The following is a 19,554-nucleotide window of genomic DNA, read 5'->3' on the forward strand; positions in this document are numbered from 1 at the left end:
AGCGGAAGAGGCGGAATGTCCGAAGTTCGACCGCACAGCCGGGCAGAGCAGGAAATCGACCGGCTGCTCGGCATCTTTCCGCGCGGCTTCGACCTGTCTCTCGACCGCATCGCGCGGCTGCTCGATGATTTAGGCCGGCCGCAGGATGCCCTGCCGCCGATCATCCATGTCGCCGGTACCAACGGCAAGGGTTCGGCAACCGCGTTTTGCCGGGCGCTGCTCGAAGCGCAAGGGCTTGCCGTTCACGTCCACACCTCGCCGCATCTCGTGCGCTGGCATGAACGCTACCGCATCGGCGTGCGTGGCGGCCCTGGAAAGCTGGTGAGCGATGAAGCTTTGCTCGATGCCGTGCAACGCAGCGAGCGCGTCAATGCCGGACAGCCTATCACGGTCTATGAACTCTTGACTGCGGTGACCTTCCTGCTGTTCGCGGAGAATCCGGCGGACGCGGTGGTGATCGAAGTCGGGCTTGGCGGTATGTACGATGCCACCAATGTCATCGAGGACCCGGCCGTGTCGCTGATCATGCCGATCGCGCTCGATCACCAGACTTGGCTCGGCCAGACGATCGAAGAGATTGCGCTGGCCAAGGCGGGCATCATCAAGCGCGGCGCGGCGGCCGTATTCGGCCGGCAGGAAGAGGGCGCGGCGCTCGACGCGCTGGTTGATCGGGCCGAGCGGCTGGGCGCGCCTTACGTGATCTACGGCCAGGACTATCTCGCGCACGAGGAAAACGGCCGGCTGATCTACCAGGACGACAATGGCCTGATGGATTTGCCGCTGCCGGCACTGCCCGGCAGGCATCAATATTCCAATGCCGGTGCCGCGATCCGCGCGGTGAAGGCGGCGGGCTTCCTCGTCAACGAGGAGATCGCCGCCAAGGCAATGAAGAACGTCAACTGGCCGGCGCGCCTGCAGCGTTTGCGGACCGGCAATCTCGTGGCGCTGGCGCCTGAGGGATCCGAGATCTGGCTCGACGGCGGGCATAATCCGCATGGCGGGCGTGCGGTGGCCGAGGCGATCGCCGGCTTCGAGGAACGCGACCCGCGTCCGCTCTATCTCGTCACCGGCATGATCAACACCAAGGACCCCAAGGGCTATTTCGAGGCCTTTGAAGGGCTGACCCGCAAGGTCTTCACCGTCGGCATTCGCAATTCCGATGCTACGATTGATCCGGTGGCGCTGGCGCATGACGCGGCGGAAGCGGGCCTCATCGCCGAACCCGTCGATTCGGCTGCTGACGCATTGGCGCTGATTTCAGCTTTGGCGAAGGGCGACGACCGGGCGCCGCGCATCCTGATCGGCGGCTCGCTCTACTTCGCCGGCAATATTCTCGAAGAGAATGGCACGCCGCCGGAGTGAGACTTTGGTTTCACGTGAATCATGAATTGGGGTGTGGCGTATTCGACGATGTTCGAAGCGCTGCCGCAGCGTTGCCTATCGCCGACCCGCGCCCGCGACGTCATGCTCGGGCTCGTCCCGAGCATCTGGTGACGTCAATTGTTTTGCGCGGTCAACGTCATCGTCGAGCAATTGGAGATGGCACCAGATCCTCGGGTCAAGCCCGAGGAAGACGCCGCGTCTGGAGCCAGCCTCAAATATCCAAATTCGCAACACCCAGCGCGTTCTCCTGGATGAATTCGCGGCGGGGCTCGACCTCGTCGCCCATCAGGCGCGAGAAGAGGCCGTCGGCGTCGGTCGCGTCGTTGACGCGGACCTGCAGCAGCGAGCGGGCATTCGGATCGAGCGTGGTTTCCCAGAGCTGATCGGCATTCATCTCGCCGAGGCCCTTGTAGCGCTGCATGGAAAGGCCCTTGCGGCCGATGCCGAAGATTTGCTCGAGCAAAGCCTTCGGGCCTGAAATCTCGACGCTGCCATCCTTCTTGTTGAGCTTCGGCGGTACGGAATAAATTTCGTGCAGCCGTTCGCTCATCTGGTCGATATGGCGGGCGTCGGACGAACCGATCAGGCCCATGTCGATCAGCACCGATTCCTTGACGCCGCGCACCATACGTTCGAAGCGCAGGCCGCCATCCTCGCCGAGCAGCCCGGTCCAGCCGCGCTCGGTTTCCTCCGAGATCAAGTCGAGACGGCGGGCGATTTCGCTGACCACGGTGTTGGCGCGGCCAAGATCGCTCATCAGTTCGGCATTCAAGCCTTGCGCGATTGCCGCCTGCTCGATCAGCGAACGGCTGTAGCGGGAATGCAGGCCTTCGACCAGGCTGCGCAGGCGAAGCGCATCTGCGATGATTTCCCGGAGATCGGGGCCGCCGCGCATTTCGCCGCTGCCCAACGTCAGCGTCGCGTCCTCGAGGCCGGCATCGATGAGAAATTCCTCGAACGCCTTCTCGTCCTTGAGATAGGTCGAGGACTTGCCGCGGCTTGCCTTATAAAGCGGCGGCTGGGCGATGTAGAGATGGCCGCGCTCGATCAGCTCCGGCATCTGCCGGAAGAAGAAGGTGAGCAGCAGGGTGCGGATATGGGCGCCGTCGACGTCGGCGTCCGTCATGATGATGATCTTGTGGTAACGCAGCTTGTCGGCGTTGAACTCATCCTTGCCGATTCCGGTGCCGAGCGCGGTGATCAGCGTGCCGATTTCGGCGCTGCCGAGCATGCGGTCGAAACGTGCGCGCTCGACATTGAGGATCTTGCCCCGGAGCGGCAGGATGGCCTGGTTCTCGCGCGAGCGGCCCTGCTTGGCCGAACCGCCTGCCGAATCTCCCTCGACGAGGAAGACTTCGGATTTCGCCGGATCGCGCTCGGAGCAATCGGCGAGCTTTCCGGGCAGCGAGGCGATATCGAGAGCGCCCTTGCGGCGGGTGAGTTCGCGGGCCTTGCGGGCGGCCTCGCGGGCGGCTGCGGCTTCCACCACCTTGCCGATCAGGACCTTGGATTCGGCCGGATGTTCCTCGAACCACTGGTTGAGCGCCTCGTTGACGAGGTTCTCGACCACCGGCCGGACTTCGGACGAGACGAGCTTGTCCTTGGTCTGGGACGAGAATTTCGGGTCCGGTACCTTGACGGAGAGAACGGCAGTCAGGCCTTCGCGGCAATCATCGCCGGTGAACGAGACCTTTTCCTTCTTCAGGATGCCTGAAGTGTCGGCATAGCTGGTAATCTGGCGGGTCAGGGCGCCACGGAAACCGGCAAGATGGGTGCCGCCGTCGCGCTGCGGGATGTTGTTGGTGAAGCAGAGCACATTCTCGTGGTAGCTGTCGTTCCACCACATGGCGACTTCGACGGTGATGCCGTCCTTCTCGCTGCGGATGGCGATCGGCTTGTCGATCAGCGGCTTCTTGGCGCGGTCGAGATAGAGCACGAAGGCTTCCAGGCCCCCGTCATAGAGCAGCTCTTCCTGCTTGATATCGGAATGGCGCTTGTCGGTCAGTACGATCCGGACGCCGGAATTGAGGAAGGCGAGTTCGCGCAGGCGGTGCTCGAGCGTGGCATAGTCGTATTCGGTTTTGGTGAAGGTCAGGTCGCTGGCGGTGAACGTCACTTCCGTGCCGGTCTCGTCACCCGCGTCACCCGTGATCGCAAGCGGCGCATCGGCGACGCCGTGGGTGAAGCTCATCTCGTAGATATTGCCCTTCTGGCGGATCTTGAGCTTGAGCTTGACCGACAGCGCGTTGACGACCGAGACGCCGACGCCGTGCAGGCCGCCGGAGACTTTGTAGGAATTCTGGTCGAACTTGCCGCCGGCATGGAGCTGGGTCATGATGACCTCGGCCGCCGAGACGCCCTCCTCATGCATGCCGGTGGGGATGCCACGACCGTTGTCGGTGACTGTCACCGAGCCATCGGCGTTCAGCGTGACGGTCACCAAGTCGGCATGGCCGCCCAGTGCTTCGTCGATAGCGTTATCGACAACTTCGTAGACCATGTGGTGCAGACCGGAGCCGTCGTCGGTATCGCCGATATACATGCCGGGACGCTTGCGGACAGCATCCAGCCCCTTCAGAACCTTGATCGAATCGGCGCCGTATTCGGCGCTCTCCGGAATTTCTTCTTCGGATGAACCGGCCATGGACTACTTTCTTTTCCAAAGATCTCAGGGCGCGAGAACCGCGCCCGAATCACCTAGTGCTATATGCCTTCGAATATAGGGATTTTGACCCCAAGAACCAAATCTAGAGGCCAGAAATACGGCAGAAAACAGGGGATCAGGGCCGCTTTTCCCTTGATTTGGCGGCATTCGCCAAAACCGCCGACAATTCGCGGATGGTTTGGGGAGGAAGCGTGCGGATTTCGCCCGCCAGGCGGTTGGCAAAGGCGGTGTAATCCGGCGGCAGGCCCGACGTATCGACCACCACGCGGGGGTGGGAAATGGCCGCGACGCGGAACAGATCGTCGGCCTCGTCCCAGATGATATTGAGGTAACCGGCGACCCGCTGGAGGAAATCGAAGCCCGGTTTGCCGCGCTTGCCGCTTTCCAGCGCCGAGAGATAGGCGGGCGAAACGTTTAGTGCCTTCGCCATCTCCTTCTGGGTGATGCCACGTTTGCGTCGGATGCGGCGGACCGCCTCGCCGAAGGGTGTCATTCGGCCTCTCCCCGCCGGCGCGACAGCCGGACATAGAGCGCGCCCTCGCCACCATGGTTGGGCGCCGAGGTTTCCCAGGACGAGATCAGGTGGCGGAATTCGTGCTTGCCGAACCACATCGGCACGGCGCGCTTGAGCGCGCCGTCGCTGCCTATGGACGAGCCCTTGCCTGTTATGACCAGGACGTGTCGGAGACCGCGTTCATGGGCACGCAGGATGAAGGAATGGAGCAGCGCATGCGCCTCTTCCTGGAACAGGCCGTGCAGGTCGATCCGCGCATCGAGTTCCAGCCGGCCCTTGGCGAGCTTGCGCTTGACGGGACGTTCGAGCGGCTGGTGCGTGCCGCCTGGATGCCTCGGCTGCGGCGGAGCCTGATAGGATATGTCCTCGAAGGTAGTGACGACGGCCTTCTTCAAGGCCGGAGCCGCCTGCCTGATGATGGGCTTCGGTTCGTCCTCGACCTCGGCAATCGATTTTTCGAAGGCCTCGATCTCGCTCATACGGCCGGGAAGCGCATTGGTACTGCGCGCCACCTTGCCCCAGAGGATGCGGTCGTCCGTCGTCAGTATCTTCTTGCCGCGCCCGCGCATCACAGAAACCTCCCGGCAGCGGAGTTCGGCACCAGGATGACGAAGTCGGCGTCGTTCTTGACATTGCCGGCGAGATCACCTGCCTGTTTGCCGGAGCCGGTGAAGATATCGCCGCGTGCCGGACCAAGGATTGCCGAGCCGGTATCGAGTGCCATCATCAAACGGGCGAAGGGCTTTCCATCCGTGAGATGGGTGAGCGTCTGGCTACGGATGAAAAAGGGCGAGGAGAAGGTATGGATCATCCGGTCGACGGCAATCGAACGCATGGCCTCGAGCGGCACTTTCGCGGCTGCGACCGGGCCGAGTTCGAGGCCCTCGACGGGCGCCTCGCGGAAGAAAATGTAGGAGCGGTTCTGCCAGAGCACCTCGTCCTGCCGGTCGGGATGGGCGGCGAGCCAATCACGGATCGAGCCCATCGAAATCTTTTCGGGGGGGATTTCGCCGATGTCGATCAGGTAGCGGCCGATGCCGGTAAAGGGATGGCCGGCCTTGGCGACGAAGGTGATGCGCTGGACGCGGCCATCGGGATAGACCAGCCGCGCGGCGCCCTGGATATGGGCGAAGAACACATCGACGCGCGATTTGGCCCAGGCGATTTCCAATCCCTTGCCTTCGAGACAGCCTCCGTCGATGGCCTGGCGGCGCGGATAGTAGCCGATGCCTTCCTTGGACTCGCTGCCAAAGGCATAGGATGGATCGAAACCCTCCGGCCGGTTGGTGTCGTCGATGTCGATGAGATCGGGCGGCCGGCGGTAGAAGGGATGACACCAGACATCCGACCGGGTTTCGGAAACCTCGACTTCCGGCTCATAGAAGGCGGTGACCAGACCCGGCTTGCCGGAATCGGGCATTATGAGGAACGGCTGGAAATTCTGTTCGAAGAAGCTTCGTGCGTCCGCGGCGCTGGCTGGTTCGGCACCGCCTGCTGCATCGAAGACGGCAGCCAGTTCATCCGCGGTGACGCCGAGTGAGCCGGTCTTGTAACGCTTGGTGCCCCTGATGTGGTCGAGACAGCGCGCCATGACGGGAAAAAGGCTGGAAGGATCATCATCCTTCCAGCCCTCTATTTCTTCGAACGATAGCGGCTTGAGCGCGAAATCCATGGCTCGGTTTCAGCCTTCGGATTGGGTTTGCACGAGCTTCCAGTTGGGGTCGCGCGAACGGGTGTCGCGGGCAAAGCTCCAGCTGTCGACGACTTCGGCAACCGTATCGGCATTGCCTTCTATAACTTCGCCGGCGGAGTTATAGGTGGCCGAGATCAACTGGCTGACGATGCGCATGGTGATCGTCACCTCGCTGCCATCCATCGCGGCATTGGAGATTTCCGCCTTCTCGATGCCGACAAATGTGGACTTGACCGTCTCGCCGGCCTTCTCGCGGGCGGTGATGGCCTGGTCGAAACCCTGATAGACATCGTTGGACAGCAGCGTCTTGAGCGACTTGCGGTCGCCCTCGGCAAATGCCTGCACGATCATCTCATACGCCGCCTTGGCGCCGTCCACGAACTGCTTGGGGTCGAATGTAGGATCGTTGTCGTAGACCTGGCGCAGCTGGTCGTTCAGCGGCGTGCCCGGTTTGGCGAAATCGTCGATGATCTCATAGCGGCCTGGCACATCGGCCTGCGGCTGCGATTGCTGGTCGCGGCGCGGCAGGGTGATGACCTTGCCATCGTCCGCCGGCTGGCTCTGGCGCTCGACATCTTGCTGGTCGCGCCGGAAGGGATCGAAAGGTGGCTTCTCGGTGCCGGTACGTTTTCCCAGCACGCTGCGCAGATTGAGGAATATCAGCGCGGCGACAATCAGGAAAAAAAGCGTAATGATATTGTCGGTACCCATTTCTCACCTTGGTTGGAACTCTATCGCCACCATATAGTCGTGATTCATCGATCAATCAAATGGCCGTAACAAGGGAAAAGACATGCCGCTGATCATCATTCCGATCCTGCTCATCCTGATGCCGGTGATCGAGATCGCGGTCTTCATCTATGTGGGCCAGGCGATCGGGGTCTGGAACGTCATTGCACTGGTCATCCTGTCGGCGATTGTAGGCGCAATGCTGCTGCGCTACCAGAGCCTCAGCGTGCTCAAGAAGATCAATCGCGACATCCGCCAGGGGCAGACGCCGGAGGTCGGGCTGGTCGACGGCGTGCTCATCGTCATCGGCGCCCTGCTGCTGATCATACCCGGTTTCGTGACCGATGTGATCGGCCTTCTCCTGATGATCCCTTTCATCCGCAGCGGGATCAGGCATTTCGTCCGCTCGCGCATCAAGGTCACGTCCCTCCACACGGGCGGTCCGCGCGGCCGAGGCTTTCGTCGGGGCGGCCGCGAAGACGGCGTGGTCGACCTGTCGCCGGAGGATTTCGAACGCCGCGAGCCGCGCGATCCACCGGCTGGGCATATCGAGCGCAAGGACTGAAACAGCCCTTCCCGCCAGCGGTTGCGAGGCCTTTACGAGGGTTGTCACCCCCGGAGTGAAGTGATAGAGCGGCAAGCCGAAAGATAACGTTGGTGAAGCAGGATCTTCCGCACACTTCACTCCGGCCCTAGAGGAAATACCATGGCAGACGAAACAACGAACGGCGCCGACGGAGCCCGTCAACCATCCATCAACATCCTGGCGCAGTACACCAAGGATTTCTCGTTCGAGAATCCCGGCGCGCCGCGCTCGCTGCAGTCGCGCGAGAAGGCTCCGAACATCAATATCTCGGTCAACGTCAACGCCAACCCGATGTCGGAAACCGATTTCGACGTGGTGCTGACGCTCGACGCTTCCGCCAAGGAAGGCGACAAGACCGTGTTCCATGCCGAGCTTTCCTATGGCGGCCTCTTCCGCATCCAGGGCTTTGCCCAGGAGCACATGCTGCCGGTGCTGTTCATCGAATGCCCGCGCCTGCTCTTCCCCTTCGCGCGCCAGATCGTCGCCGACGCGACCCGCAACGGCGGCTTCCCGCCGCTGATGATCGATCCTATCGATTTCGCGCAGATGTTCCAGCAGCGCATGGCCGAGGAACAGGCCAAGGCCAAGGTCGCTGCGACCAACTAATTTCGGTCGAGAGATTTGGATGATGAGACCCGGCAGGAAGCTTCCGGGTTTTTTGTTGGCTGTTCTCTGGTGGGGTCTGCCCCTCATCTGCCTGCCGGCATCTTCTCCCCGCAAGCGGGGAGAAGGGACTTGTGGGGCCATTCTTGCTCCCTTCGAGGCGGTGCGAAGCTAGCGAGGAGAGCAAGCCCATCGTCCCCTCGCCCCGTTCTTACGGGGAAAGGGCTAGGGTGAGGGGCAAGGAACTAGGAGAAGTCTATCGGCCGGCAATCAGTGTTTGGTCGCCGTAATGCCGTATCTCGCCCAAACCGCCTTTTCGCCGAGCTTCACCACCATTTCGGTGTGCGCCGTGATCTCCTCGATCGTCAAGCGCGGCGATAGCGGCCGGGGACGCGCCATGATCTCGATGCTCTGTTCAACGATAACGCGGCCACCGCGACTGTCGCTGGTGCCGCCGAAACCGAGCGCCGCCTGCTTGCCGCCGATCAGTTCGATATAGACTTCGGCCAGGAGCTCGGAGTCGAGCAATGCGCCGTGCTTGAGGCGGTGGGAATTGTCGATGCCGTAGCGCCGGCAGAGGGCGTCGAGCGAATTCGGGCCCATCGGATGCTTGCGGCGGGCGAGCGCGAGGGTATCTGTGACCTTGGCCGGCACGATCGGCGGCATGTCGAGGCGCGCGAGTTCGGCATTGATGAAACCCATGTCGAAGGTCGCGTTATGGGCGATCCACTGGCCATCGCCGAAGAATTCGAGGATCTGCTCGGCGACCTCGCGGAATTTCGGCTTGTCGGCAAGCTGTTCGTCGGTGATGCCATGGACAGCCAAAGCATCCGGATGGACCTTCTTGCCATCGGCATTGATGTAGAGATGAATGGTGCGGCCGGTCGGGAAATGATCGACGAGTTCGATGCCGCCGATTTCGATGATCCGGTCCTCGCGCGCATCGAGCCCCGTGGTTTCCGTATCGAAGATGATTTCCCGCAAGGCCATTCAGTTTCCCTTTGCCCGAAGCTCGTCCACGATCTTCCGGACCTCGGCGCGAGCATGGTCAAAACCCCTGCCCGTGTCGATCAGGAAATCGGCGCGCTTGCGCTTTTCCACATCCGGCATCTGGCGCGACAGGATCATCGCGAACTTCTCCTCGGTCATGCCGGGCCGGGCCAGCACCCTAGCGCGCTGGATATCCGCATCGCAGGTCACAACCACCACCTTGTCGACGCGTGATTCGGTGCCACTTTCGAACAGTAGCGGGATATCGAGCACGATGATGTCAGCACCTGACTCTCTCGCCTCGGCGATCGTCTCCACTTCCTTCCGCCGGACCAGCGGATGGACGATTGCCTCGAGCAGCTTGAAGTCCTCCGGATGGGCGGCGAGCCAGGCCGAGAGCTTCTTGCGATCGACCTGGTCGTCATCCGTCGTGCCTGGGAAGGCGCCCCCGATCAGGGGCACGGCCTCGCCGCGATAGAGTTCGTGCACTACGGCATCGGAATCAATCACCGTCAGGCCTTCGTCGCGGAACATCTGGGCGGTCGTCGACTTGCCCATGCCGATCGAGCCGGTGAGGCCGAGACGGATCATCAATGTTTCTCCATGTCGGCGATGATTAGTGCGCGAAGCTCGGGCGTGACTTCCGGCCGCTGGCCGAACCATTTTTCGAAGCCCGGCACGGCCTGATGCAGCAACATGCCAAGCCCATCGGCAATCCTCATGCCTTGCGCTTTTGCTTGCGTCAGGATCGGTGTCACCAGCGGCACATAGACGATGTCGGTCACCAGAGCGCCTGAACGCATCGTCGTGAAATCGATATCGATGGCACCCGAATCATCCATGCCGAGCGAGGTCGTGTTGACGAAGAGATCGGCACCGGAGAGCCGCTCAGTCAATGCCGTCATCGGCCCGGCATGCACACGCGGCCCGAAGCGGTCGGCGAGTTCCTGGCCGCGTGCCTCGGTGCGGTTGAGGACATGCACCGCACCGAACCCGCGATCACGCAGCGCCTGGATGATGGCCCGGCTGGCGCCACCTGCACCGAGAATGACGGCAGAATTCTTGTTAGCGTCCCAGCCTGATGCCCGGTCGTCGAGATTGTTGAGGAAGCCATAGCCATCGCTGTTGGTGGCCTTGAGCCGGCCATCGCGTAGATAAAGCGTGTTGGCGGCCCCGAGTTCGGAGGCCAGTTCATCAGGCTCGTCAGCGAGTGCGAAGGCCATTTCCTTGTGCGGGATGGTGACATTGCCGCCGACAAAGCCGGATGATCCATCCTTAAGACTTGCAATGAAAGCCGGGAAATCAGCCGGCGCCACCTCGACCGCTTCATAACTTCCGGCAATATTGAACTGCGTCAGCCAGTGGCCATGGATCAGCGGCGAGCGCGAATGCTTCACGGGAAAGCCGGTGACGAAGGCTTTCGTTAACAATGTTTCACGTGAATCACGCATCGATCAATTCCAGCTGGCGCAGGCCGGCGAGCAGTTTCAGCATCGGCAGGCCGAGAATGGTGAAGTAGTCGCCGTCGATTTTATCGAAGAGCTGAATGCCGGGACCTTCGAACTGATAGGCGCCGACGCTCTGCAAAATGCCCTCACCCGCGCGATCGAGATATGTCTGCAGGAAAGCGGGTGAAATGGGACGCATCGTCATCGCGGCGATCGAGACATCCGACCAGATGATCACCCCCCGGAAGGCGATTGCCGCACCGCAATTGAGGTGATGGGTCTGCCCCGACATCGCGCGGATATGGTCGGCGGCCTCACCCATCGACAGCGGCTTGTGAAACAGCCGGTCGCCGAGCGAGAGGACCTGGTCCGAACCGATGACATAGGCATCGGGATTTCGTTCCGAGACCCAGAGCGCTTTCGCCTTGGCGAGCTCAACGGCAATCTCCGGCGGCTTGGCGTAATTGGCGGCGAGCCGCGCCTCCAGGCCGCGTTCATCAATATCGGCGCCGACCGATTCGAATTGCAGGCCGGCGCCCTGCATCAGCGATTGGCGCGAGGCGCTGTTCGAGGCGAGTATGAGTTTAGCCGACATGGACCCTTCCATTTTTGCCCGCGCATCCACTATCGCTGTTTGACGCGCAGGGCAACGATGGCCGCCGCCGTCTCCTCGATCGACTTTCGCGTGACGTCGATCACCGGCCAGTTGTGCCGCGCGCAAAGCTGCTTGGCATATTTGATCTCCTCGGCGATCGCCGCGCGGTCCGTATAGGTATCCTGATAGCCGGTCGTCGAGCCGAGCACGCGGTTATGCCGTACTTGGGAGATATGGTCGATCGAGGCGATCAGGCAGACGATGAGCGGCTTGCTTGCCGAATAGAGTTTCTCGGGCAAAGCCATGCCGGTGACAATCGGTACATTGGCCGTCTTGATGCCGCGATTGGCGAGATAGATGGCCGTCGGCGTCTTCGACGTCCTGGATATGCCGAGCAGGACGACATCGGCCTCATCTACATTATGCGGCAGCAACCCGTCGTCGTGATCCATGGTGAAATTGAGCGCCTCGATGCGGGCGAAATAACCGGCATTCAGCTCGTGCTGGGCACCGACCCGGCGCCTGGATGGCGCACCGAGGTAGGACTGGAAGATCTGCAGCACCGGTTCGATGACCGAGACGCAGGGCACGCCCATGGCATTGCAGGCCTCATCGATGACAGCTGCGATTTCCTGGTCGATGACCGTGTGCAGCACGATGCCCGGCGCATGATCGATCTCGGCCAGGACATCGGCGACCTGCTTGCGGTTCCGGACCAGCGGATAGACATGCTCGACCGCGTGCGAATCGGCAAACTGTGACGCGGCAGCCCGGCCGGCGGCGATGAGAGTCTCTCCCGTCGAGTCAGATATGAGGTGAAGATGAAAGAAGTTTTTGCGGTTTTCCAAGCTTTTCGAGAGGCCCTGTTGATGACTGTGGAAATCCCCGCATGCTCGGGGAGGGGTTACCGACCGCCGGGGAAAAGGGCCGATTTCTCCACAGCCTTAGCACAAAAGGATAACCTGAAAACAGCGATGTGGAGAACCTTAAGGAAGTGTTACCTTTCCGTGTCCGCCCACAGCTTGTCCACAGCCGACGGCGATTCCTTGTATCGTCCATCGCATTGATTCCAATCGCCGAATCATGCCTCTCCCCGCCATTCGGCCGGCGGTGCTCAATTATTGTCCCCACTGACAAAACCGGTGCACGGACTCTGGATAACCCGACGCGACACTTTAATCCTTGAAACTCACCGACTCTTAAGAAATAGAAACTCTCTTATAAGGAATTAATTTATTTAAGGACGCCTGTGGGAACCGCAAAACGCAAGATCATCGAGGTGCTCGAAGGGCACACGGTCACACCGCCTCCAATCTGGCTGATGCGCCAGGCTGGACGCTATCTGCCCGAATACAGGCAGGTGCGGGCGACGGCGAAAGGTTTTCTCGATCTCTGTTACACGCCGGATCTCGCGGTCGAAGTGACGATGCAGCCGATAAGGCGCTTCGGCTTCGATGCGGCGATCCTGTTCTCGGATATCCTGGTCATTCCCGATGCCTTCGATCGCAATGTCCGCTTTGTAGAAGGCGAAGGACCGTTGCTCGATCCAATCGATGAGCATGGTATCAACCGGCTGCATATGCCGGATATCGAAGCGCGCCTCGCGCCGGTATTCGAGACGGTTCGGCGGCTGCGGGACGAACTGCCCGATGAGACGACGCTGCTCGGCTTCTGCGGTGCGCCCTGGACGATCGCCACCTACATGATCGCCGGCCACGGGACCCCGGACCAGGCGCCCGCCCGGCTCTTCGCCTATCGCCATCCGGTTGCTTTCGAGAAGCTGCTCGGCGATATCGCGGAAGCCTCGGCCGCCTATCTCGTCGCCCAGCTCGATGCCGGCGCCGATGCGGTGCAGATATTCGACAGCTGGGCTGGGATTCTCCCCGACCACGAATTCGCCGAATATGCGGTCAAGCCCGTGCGGCGGATCGTCGACATGGTGCGTGCCGCCCGGCCGGGTGCGAAGATCATCGCCTTCGCCAAGGGGGCTGGCTATAATCTCAAGCACTACCGGGCCGGTACGGATGCCGATGCGATCGGTCTCGACTGGACGGTGCCGCTGGATTTCGCGGCCGAGCTGCAGAAGGAAGGTGCCGTGCAGGGCAATCTCGATCCGCTCAAGATGATCAGCGGTGGGGTGGATCTGGATGCGGCGATCGACCGGATCCTGGACAAGCTCGGCAATGGGCCACTGATCTTCAATCTGGGGCATGGCATCACCCCCGAAGCCGATCCCGCCAATGTCGAACGGCTGATTTCACGCGTTCGCAGCTATGAGGCAGCAGGTTGAGCGGCAGCGTACAGGCCGGAGCGAGGAGCGGGCTGAGGGCCGGCATCGCGCTCGGGGTGTTCATCCTGGTGGCGGTGCTGATCTACACCCTGTCCGACGATAGCTATCTCTGGTTCAAGGCCTTCCACATCATGGCCGTGATCGCCTGGATGGCGGGGCTTTTCTACCTGCCGCGGCTGTTCATCTACCATTCTGATGTGGCGGTTGGTTCGGAAAGCTCCGAACTGTTCAAGACGATGGAAAGCCGGCTCTACCGGATCATCATGAACCCCGCGATGATGATGGCCTGGATATTCGGGCTGTTCATCGCCTGGCAGGGAATGTGGTTCTCGGCCGGCTGGCTGCATGTGAAATTTCTCGGCGTGATCGCGATGACGGGTATGCATGTCTATTACGGCCGCGCGGTGAAGGCATTCAGTCGCGACGAGAGGCCGCGGAATATCAGGCACTGGCGGATCATGAACGAGGTGCCGGCGCTACTGATGATCCTCATCGTGCTGATGGCCGTGTTGAAGCCATTCTGATATATCTTGCCAAAGCCCGTCGTTTCTGGCACAGCGCTCTTGCAGTGCGGAATTTGAAGCGCTAGTTTAAGCCTGCTTCCCCAAGCATTGTAGCGTGCCATCCTTCTCCCGCGCATGCTTTCCCTGCCGACTTCCCCGTCCGCTTTTCCGATCCCTTCCCTTCCAGTGGTTTAACTTCATGGCTGAAATGAAGCTTCAAGAACTTAAGAACAAGACTCCCACCGATCTACTCGCCTTCGCCGAATCAGTCGGCGTCGAGAATGCCAGCGTCATGCGCAAGCAGGAGCTGATGTTCGCGATCCTGAAGAACCTCGCGGCTCAGGAAGTCGAGATCATCGGTGAAGGTGTCGTCGAGCTTCTGCAGGACGGTTTCGGCTTCCTGCGTTCAGCCAATGCGAATTACCTGCCCGGTCCCGACGATATCTACATCTCGCCCTCCCAGATCCGCCGCTTCTCGCTGAAGACTGGTGACACGGTCGAGGGTCCGATCCGCGGACCCAAGGAAGGCGAGCGCTACTTCGCGCTGCTCAAAGTCAACACGATCAATTTCGAGGATCCCGAAAAGATCCGCCACAAGGTGCATTTCGACAACCTGACGCCGCTCTATCCCAACGAGCGCTTCAAGATGGAACTCGAAGTGCCGACCTCCAAGGACATGTCGCCCCGCGTCATCGACCTGGTGGCGCCGATCGGCAAGGGTCAGCGCGGCCTGATCGTGGCGCCGCCGCGCACCGGCAAGACGGTGCTGCTGCAGAACATCGCCCATTCGATTACCGCCAATCATCCGGAATGCTATCTTATCGTGCTGCTGATCGACGAGCGGCCGGAGGAAGTCACCGACATGCAACGCTCGGTGCGCGGCGAGGTCGTCTCCTCGACCTTCGACGAACCGGCCGTGCGCCACGTCCAGGTCGCTGAAATGGTGATCGAGAAGGCCAAGCGGCTTGTCGAGCACGGACGCGACGTTGTCATCCTGCTCGATTCGATCACCCGCCTGGGCCGTGCCTACAACACCGTGGTGCCTTCGTCAGGCAAGGTTCTGACCGGTGGTGTCGACGCGAATGCGTTGCAACGCCCGAAGCGCTTCTTCGGCGCCGCCCGCAATATCGAGGAAGGCGGCTCGTTGACCATCATCGCCACCGCGCTGATCGATACCGGTAGCCGCATGGACGAAGTGATCTTCGAAGAATTCAAGGGTACCGGAAATTCGGAAATCGTGCTCGACCGCAAGGTCGCCGACAAGCGCATCTTTCCGTCGATGGACATTCTCAAATCCGGCACCCGCAAGGAAGAACTGCTCGTGCCGCGCCAGGACCTGCAGAAGGTCTTCGTGCTCCGCCGCATCCTGGGGCCGATGGGCACGACCGACGCTATCGAATTCCTCATCGACAAGCTCAAGCAGACAAAGACCAATGGCGATTTCTTCGATTCGATGAACACCTGATATTTCGCCGGATTCTTAGCCGGATTCAGCTCAAGGGCGCTGCGTTTAGGACGTGGCGCCTTTTCGTGTCTGGCCGCTTTGGCTTGTGAATACGATGAAATTGGGCTATGGGCCTGCAAAATCGCTGCCTTCCGGCAGAACTCATCCCTTCAACAGCCGAAGACATCATGGCGCTATCGCGTGACACCGTCTATGCCCTGTCATCCGGTGCGCTTCCATCCGGCGTCGCGGTGGTGCGCGTCAGCGGCTCGCGCTGTGCTGCTGTCGTTGACGCCCTTTGCGGTGGCGCGATCGAACCGCGCCATGCGACGCTCCGATGGATTCGGCGGCGGAACGGTGAGCCGATAGACAAAGGGTTGGTGCTGCATTTCCCGGCGCCAAATTCCTTCACCGGCGAGGATTGCATCGAATTCCAACTGCATGGCGGCCGCGCCGTGGTCGATGCGCTGCTCGATGAACTCTCGGGCTTCGAGGGGCTGCGTCACGCGGAACCCGGCGAATTTTCGCGGCGGGCGTTCGACAATGGCAAGCTGGATCTCGTGGAGATCGAGGGTCTTGCCGATCTGATTTCAGCCGAGACCGAAATGCAGCGGCGGCTGGCGCTCGAACAATCGAGCGGCGCGCTTTCCAAGCTCTATATGGGCTGGGCTGAAAGGCTGACGCGGATTCGGGCGCTCATCGAGGCCGAACTGGATTTCCCCGAAGAGGATGACGTTCCGGGCGCGATGAGTGACAGGCTGTGGCCGGAGCTTGAGGCCATCGCTCGTGACATGCGCGCCCATCTCTCGGGCAAGCGGGCAGCCGAGATCATCCGTGACGGCTTCAGGATCGTCATTGCCGGGCGACCGAACGCAGGCAAGTCGAGCTTGCTGAACGCTTTGGCGAAGCGCGACGTGGCGATTGTCACCAGCGTCGCCGGCACAACGCGTGACATTATCGGGGTCGATCTCAATATCGACGGCTTCCTAGTGCATGTGATGGATACGGCCGGCCTGCGCGAGACCGATGACGAGGTCGAGCGCGAAGGCGTGCGCCGGGCGCTGAAGTCCATGGACGAGGCCGACCTTGTCCTGGCATTGAAGGACTGTTTGGATCCATCGGACTTCCCAGTGTCGCCGGATGGTCCGGCGGTTCTATATGTACTCACGAAGTCCGATCTGGTAGAACACGACCCGAGCGACGGTGATTCCAGATTGTGGCTGTCGACCAAGACGGGCGAGGGATTCGATTCACTTACGAAACGAATCGCCAGCGAAATATCGACCCGGACCACGAGCGGTCTTGCACTGGCGCCGGTACGGGCACGACAGGTCTCAAATCTTCGTGAATCTATTGAAAAGATTGAGGAAACGGTCTTTTCAAAGGACTTGCCACTAGAACTTCGAGCGGAACTCTTGCGCCGCGCATCGCATAGTCTCGGGAAGATTACGGGCACCGTCGATGTCGAAGATTTACTGGGCGTGATCTTCGCGGAGTTCTGTATTGGAAAATAATGCGCGCAGAGCGAGTCTCGTGTTTCACGTGAAACAACAAGTGGCAGTGGATTCGCTTGCGCAATAGTTGGTGTCGCTATGGCTAGAGATTTTGATGTGATCGTCATCGGTGGAGGGCATGCCGGCTGTGAAGCCGCATCCGCATCCGCTCGCTTTGGCGCGAAAACAGCGCTGATCACGCATAAGCAGGCGACGATCGGCGTTATGTCCTGCAATCCGGCGATTGGTGGCTTGGGGAAAGGTCATCTGGTTCGCGAGATTGATGCGCTCGATGGTCTGATGGGTCGTGTTGCTGACGCTGCAGGAATACAATTCCGAATGCTCAATCGGCGCAAAGGCCCAGCCGTTCGTGGACCGCGGACGCAGGCTGACCGGAAGCTCTACCGCGAAGCGATGCAGCGCGAGATCCTGAACCACGAGAATCTGACTGTCGTCGAAGGCGATGTTCTTGATCTTCGAGTCGTATCCGGAACGATCTCGGGCATTGTGATGGCGGACGGGCGCGAACTGTCCTGCGCAGCCGTGGTTCTGACCACTGGCACCTTCCTCAAAGGTTTGATTCATATAGGCAACAGGAAAATCCCGGCTGGCCGTGTGGGTGAAGCGCCGTCCGTCGGACTTTCCGGAACTCTGATGCGCGCCGGTCTAGCACTGGGCCGGCTCAAGACCGGAACGCCGGCGAGGCTGGATTCGCGAACCATTGATTGGAACGCAGTCGGCCGCCAGGGCGCCGATGAGAATCCGATTCCGTTCTCTTTCATGACTGACACAATCGCAAATCCTCAAATCGAGTGTGGGGTGACCCGTACGACGCCGGCCACCCACAAGATCATATCCGACAATATCGGCCAGTCCGCGATGTATTCGGGCCAGATCGAGGGCGTTGGCCCGCGCTATTGCCCGTCGATTGAGGACAAGATCGTCAAGTTCGGGGAACGCGACGGGCATCAGATTTTTCTGGAGCCTGAAGGCCTTGATGACAATACCGTCTATCCCAACGGCATTTCCACTTCGCTCCCGGAAGATGTCCAGGAGGCCTTTATCAAGACCATCTCTGGACTGGAGAATGTGACGATACTTCAACCCGGTTACGCAATCGAATATGACCACGTCGATCCCCGCGAACTGCACCTCTCCCTCGAGGCCAGGAAACTTTCGGGACTGTATCTAGCCGGGCAAATAAACGGCACAACGGGCTATGAAGAGGCCGGCGCTCAAGGTCTTGTGGCTGGACTGAATGCCGCGCGCGCTGCCGGTGGCTCGGAGTCTGCTATCTTCAGCCGGACGAATTCCTATATCGGCGTGATGATCGACGATCTCACCTCACGCGGCGTTGTTGAACCATATCGCATGTTCACGTCGAGGGCGGAATATCGCCTTTCACTGCGCGCCGATAACGCCGATCAACGTCTGACACCGATAGGGATGGAATTCGGGATCGTTGGGCGAGAGCGGGAAGCCAAGTTCTCTATCTGGACAGCGGAGATGGATCGGTACCGGAATGAACTTGGCGAGAGATCCCTGACACCAAACGAAGCACGGGAATTTGGACTCAATATCAATCTGGATGGCAAGCGCCGCTCGGCTTATGAGCTCATATCACATCCCGCCCATGATTTCGACACGATGGCACGAATCTGGCCCGAACTGGGCAATGTCAGCCGTCGTACCGCTGAGGCACTTGATATTGAAGCATCCTACGCCGTCTACATGGACCGCCAGGACGCCGATATCGCCGAGGTTCGCCGCGAGGAGACCAAACTTATCCCCACGTCCCTGGATTATACGTTGCTGCCTGGCCTCTCGATCGAATTGAAGCAGAAGCTCACACGCGCCAAGCCAGCCAGCATTGCACAAGCCTCACGTCTTGAGGGCATGACCCCGGCAGCGGTCTCGTTATTGCTACTTGCGGTGCGGCGCCATATGGATGAACAGAGCCTCGCCGGATGAGTGCAACAGGGACGAGTCTTGGCCGCGGGCTGAACGGCAAGGCTGTTTCACGTGAAACAGCAGAGCGGCTTGATCACTTTGCAACGCTTTTTTCAAAATGGGCAAAAGCCATCAATCTGGTGGCGCCTTCGACTTTGAGCGATCTCTGGGATCGTCATATTGCTGATTCAGCGCAGATATTTCAGTTGCAGCCAGCGCCGGGTACTTGGCTGGATCTTGGCAGCGGTGGCGGCTTTCCTGGCGTCATCACCGCTATCCTGCTGGCGCAACAAGGCGCCGGCTGGGTTCATCTGGTTGAAAGCAATAACAAAAAGGCGGCATTCCTGCGTACGGCGCTTGCCGAGACCGGTGCACGGGGCAGTGTCCATGCGCTACGCATTGAAGCCGCCATGGATGTTGTACCAGCTGTGGATTATGTTTCCGCGCGTGCGCTTGCCGACCTGGATGGACTGCTCGGCCTGATCAATCCCTGGGCGGAGAGGAACGACAAACTGAAGGCCTATCTGCATAAAGGCCGGGATTACCAGAGCGAGATCGATAATTCGCGTAGGCGATGGCATTATGATCTGGTAATACACGACAGTGTTATCGAGAAAGACTCCGTCATCCTCGAAATTGACGGCATCCGACCCCTTAAAGGCTAGCTC

Annotated in this window: 19 protein-coding genes; 9 read left to right on the forward strand and 10 right to left on the reverse strand. The window is 60.5% G+C overall.

Annotated elements, in window-relative coordinates; translation table 11 throughout:
- The first annotated feature begins 15 nt into the window (after positions 1–15).
- On the forward strand, positions 16–1,362 hold the full coding sequence (locus tag ACSQ26_RS24785) for a bifunctional folylpolyglutamate synthase/dihydrofolate synthase (RefSeq protein ID WP_436013660.1): 1,347 nt from the start codon (positions 16–18) through the stop codon (positions 1,360–1,362).
- Positions 1,363–1,594: 232 nt separating this feature from the next.
- On the opposite strand, the gene gyrB is transcribed toward ACSQ26_RS24785, so the two are convergent.
- The 5 genes from gyrB to ACSQ26_RS24810 all read right to left on the reverse strand — a co-directional run bounded on the left by gyrB (position 1,595) and on the right by ACSQ26_RS24810 (position 6,966).
- Positions 1,595–4,027 (reverse strand): DNA topoisomerase (ATP-hydrolyzing) subunit B, encoded by a 2,433-nt coding sequence (gene gyrB / locus ACSQ26_RS24790; protein ID WP_436013662.1) that lies wholly within the window; start codon positions 4,025–4,027, stop codon positions 1,595–1,597.
- Positions 4,028–4,163: 136 nt separating this feature from the next.
- On the reverse strand, positions 4,164–4,541 hold the full coding sequence (locus ACSQ26_RS24795) for a helix-turn-helix domain-containing protein (RefSeq protein ID WP_436013664.1): 378 nt from the start codon (positions 4,539–4,541) through the stop codon (positions 4,164–4,166).
- Complete coding sequence (locus ACSQ26_RS24800; protein WP_436013666.1) at positions 4,538–5,131, reverse strand: Smr/MutS family protein; 594 nt, start codon at positions 5,129–5,131, stop codon at positions 4,538–4,540. Before ACSQ26_RS24800 ends, ACSQ26_RS24795 begins: the two co-directional genes overlap by 4 nt.
- Positions 5,131–6,234, reverse strand: coding sequence for a murein transglycosylase A (mltA, locus tag ACSQ26_RS24805; RefSeq protein ID WP_436013668.1), 1,104 nt, complete (start codon positions 6,232–6,234; stop codon positions 5,131–5,133). The genes ACSQ26_RS24800 and mltA overlap by 1 nt, the downstream gene beginning before the upstream one ends.
- A gap of 9 nt (positions 6,235–6,243) precedes the next feature.
- Positions 6,244–6,966, reverse strand: a complete 723-nt coding sequence (locus ACSQ26_RS24810; protein WP_436013670.1) for a Tim44/TimA family putative adaptor protein — start codon at positions 6,964–6,966, stop codon at positions 6,244–6,246.
- An 82-nt stretch (positions 6,967–7,048) separates the two neighbouring features.
- Here ACSQ26_RS24810 and ACSQ26_RS24815 point away from each other — a divergent pair, with 82 nt between their 5' ends.
- Both ACSQ26_RS24815 and secB read left to right on the forward strand, forming a co-directional pair.
- On the forward strand, positions 7,049–7,549 hold the full coding sequence (locus tag ACSQ26_RS24815; RefSeq protein WP_436013672.1) for an FxsA family protein: 501 nt from the start codon (positions 7,049–7,051) through the stop codon (positions 7,547–7,549).
- 141 nt (positions 7,550–7,690) lie between these two features.
- On the forward strand, positions 7,691–8,176 hold the full coding sequence (gene secB, locus ACSQ26_RS24820; protein WP_436013674.1) for a protein-export chaperone SecB: 486 nt from the start codon (positions 7,691–7,693) through the stop codon (positions 8,174–8,176).
- A gap of 267 nt (positions 8,177–8,443) precedes the next feature.
- Here the strand turns inward: secB and dnaQ are convergent, their stop codons facing one another.
- The 5 genes from dnaQ to ACSQ26_RS24845 are packed head-to-tail and all read right to left on the reverse strand — an operon-like array spanning position 8,444 to position 12,054.
- Complete coding sequence (gene dnaQ / locus ACSQ26_RS24825) at positions 8,444–9,157, reverse strand: DNA polymerase III subunit epsilon (RefSeq protein WP_436015459.1); 714 nt, start codon at positions 9,155–9,157, stop codon at positions 8,444–8,446.
- 6 nt (positions 9,158–9,163) lie between these two features.
- Positions 9,164–9,754, reverse strand: coding sequence for a dephospho-CoA kinase (coaE, locus tag ACSQ26_RS24830; RefSeq protein ID WP_436013676.1), 591 nt, complete (start codon positions 9,752–9,754; stop codon positions 9,164–9,166).
- Positions 9,754–10,614 carry a shikimate dehydrogenase gene (locus tag ACSQ26_RS24835; RefSeq protein ID WP_436013678.1) on the reverse strand — a complete coding sequence of 287 codons (861 nt, stop codon included), beginning with the start codon at positions 10,612–10,614 and terminating at the stop codon, positions 9,754–9,756. Before ACSQ26_RS24835 ends, coaE begins: the two co-directional genes overlap by 1 nt.
- Positions 10,607–11,206, reverse strand: a complete 600-nt coding sequence (locus tag ACSQ26_RS24840) for a Maf-like protein (protein ID WP_436013680.1) — start codon at positions 11,204–11,206, stop codon at positions 10,607–10,609. The genes ACSQ26_RS24835 and ACSQ26_RS24840 overlap by 8 nt, the downstream gene beginning before the upstream one ends.
- A 29-nt stretch (positions 11,207–11,235) precedes the next feature.
- Positions 11,236–12,054: a pyruvate, water dikinase regulatory protein gene (locus tag ACSQ26_RS24845; RefSeq protein ID WP_436013682.1), complete on the reverse strand. Its 819-nt coding sequence runs from the start codon at positions 12,052–12,054 to the stop codon at positions 11,236–11,238.
- A 401-nt stretch (positions 12,055–12,455) separates the two neighbouring features.
- On the opposite strand from ACSQ26_RS24845, the gene hemE reads away from it, so the two are divergent.
- From hemE to ACSQ26_RS24875, 6 genes are all read left to right on the forward strand, one after another.
- Positions 12,456–13,496, forward strand: a complete 1,041-nt coding sequence (hemE, locus tag ACSQ26_RS24850) for a uroporphyrinogen decarboxylase (RefSeq protein WP_436013684.1) — start codon at positions 12,456–12,458, stop codon at positions 13,494–13,496.
- Positions 13,493–14,020, forward strand: coding sequence for a protoporphyrinogen oxidase HemJ (gene hemJ, locus ACSQ26_RS24855; protein ID WP_436013686.1), 528 nt, complete (start codon positions 13,493–13,495; stop codon positions 14,018–14,020). Before hemE ends, hemJ begins: the two co-directional genes overlap by 4 nt.
- A gap of 178 nt (positions 14,021–14,198) precedes the next feature.
- Entirely contained in the window at positions 14,199–15,464 is a 1,266-nt protein-coding gene (gene rho / locus ACSQ26_RS24860) for a transcription termination factor Rho (protein WP_258159222.1), read from the forward strand.
- Positions 15,465–15,631: 167 nt separating this feature from the next.
- Positions 15,632–16,957 carry a tRNA uridine-5-carboxymethylaminomethyl(34) synthesis GTPase MnmE gene (gene mnmE / locus ACSQ26_RS24865; protein ID WP_436013688.1) on the forward strand — a complete coding sequence of 442 codons (1,326 nt, stop codon included), beginning with the start codon at positions 15,632–15,634 and terminating at the stop codon, positions 16,955–16,957.
- 78 nt (positions 16,958–17,035) lie between these two features.
- A complete protein-coding gene (gene mnmG / locus ACSQ26_RS24870; protein ID WP_436013690.1) occupies positions 17,036–18,907 on the forward strand; it encodes a tRNA uridine-5-carboxymethylaminomethyl(34) synthesis enzyme MnmG in 1,872 nt (623 codons plus the stop codon).
- Positions 18,904–19,551 carry a 16S rRNA (guanine(527)-N(7))-methyltransferase RsmG gene (locus ACSQ26_RS24875; protein WP_436013692.1) on the forward strand — a complete coding sequence of 216 codons (648 nt, stop codon included), beginning with the start codon at positions 18,904–18,906 and terminating at the stop codon, positions 19,549–19,551. The genes mnmG and ACSQ26_RS24875 overlap by 4 nt, the downstream gene beginning before the upstream one ends.
- Positions 19,552–19,554: the final 3 nt, after the last annotated feature.

Origin of the sequence: Rhizobium sp. LjRoot254 (genome assembly GCF_964254105.1) — a bacterium.
Classification (GTDB): Bacteria; Pseudomonadota; Alphaproteobacteria; order Rhizobiales; family Rhizobiaceae; genus Rhizobium_E.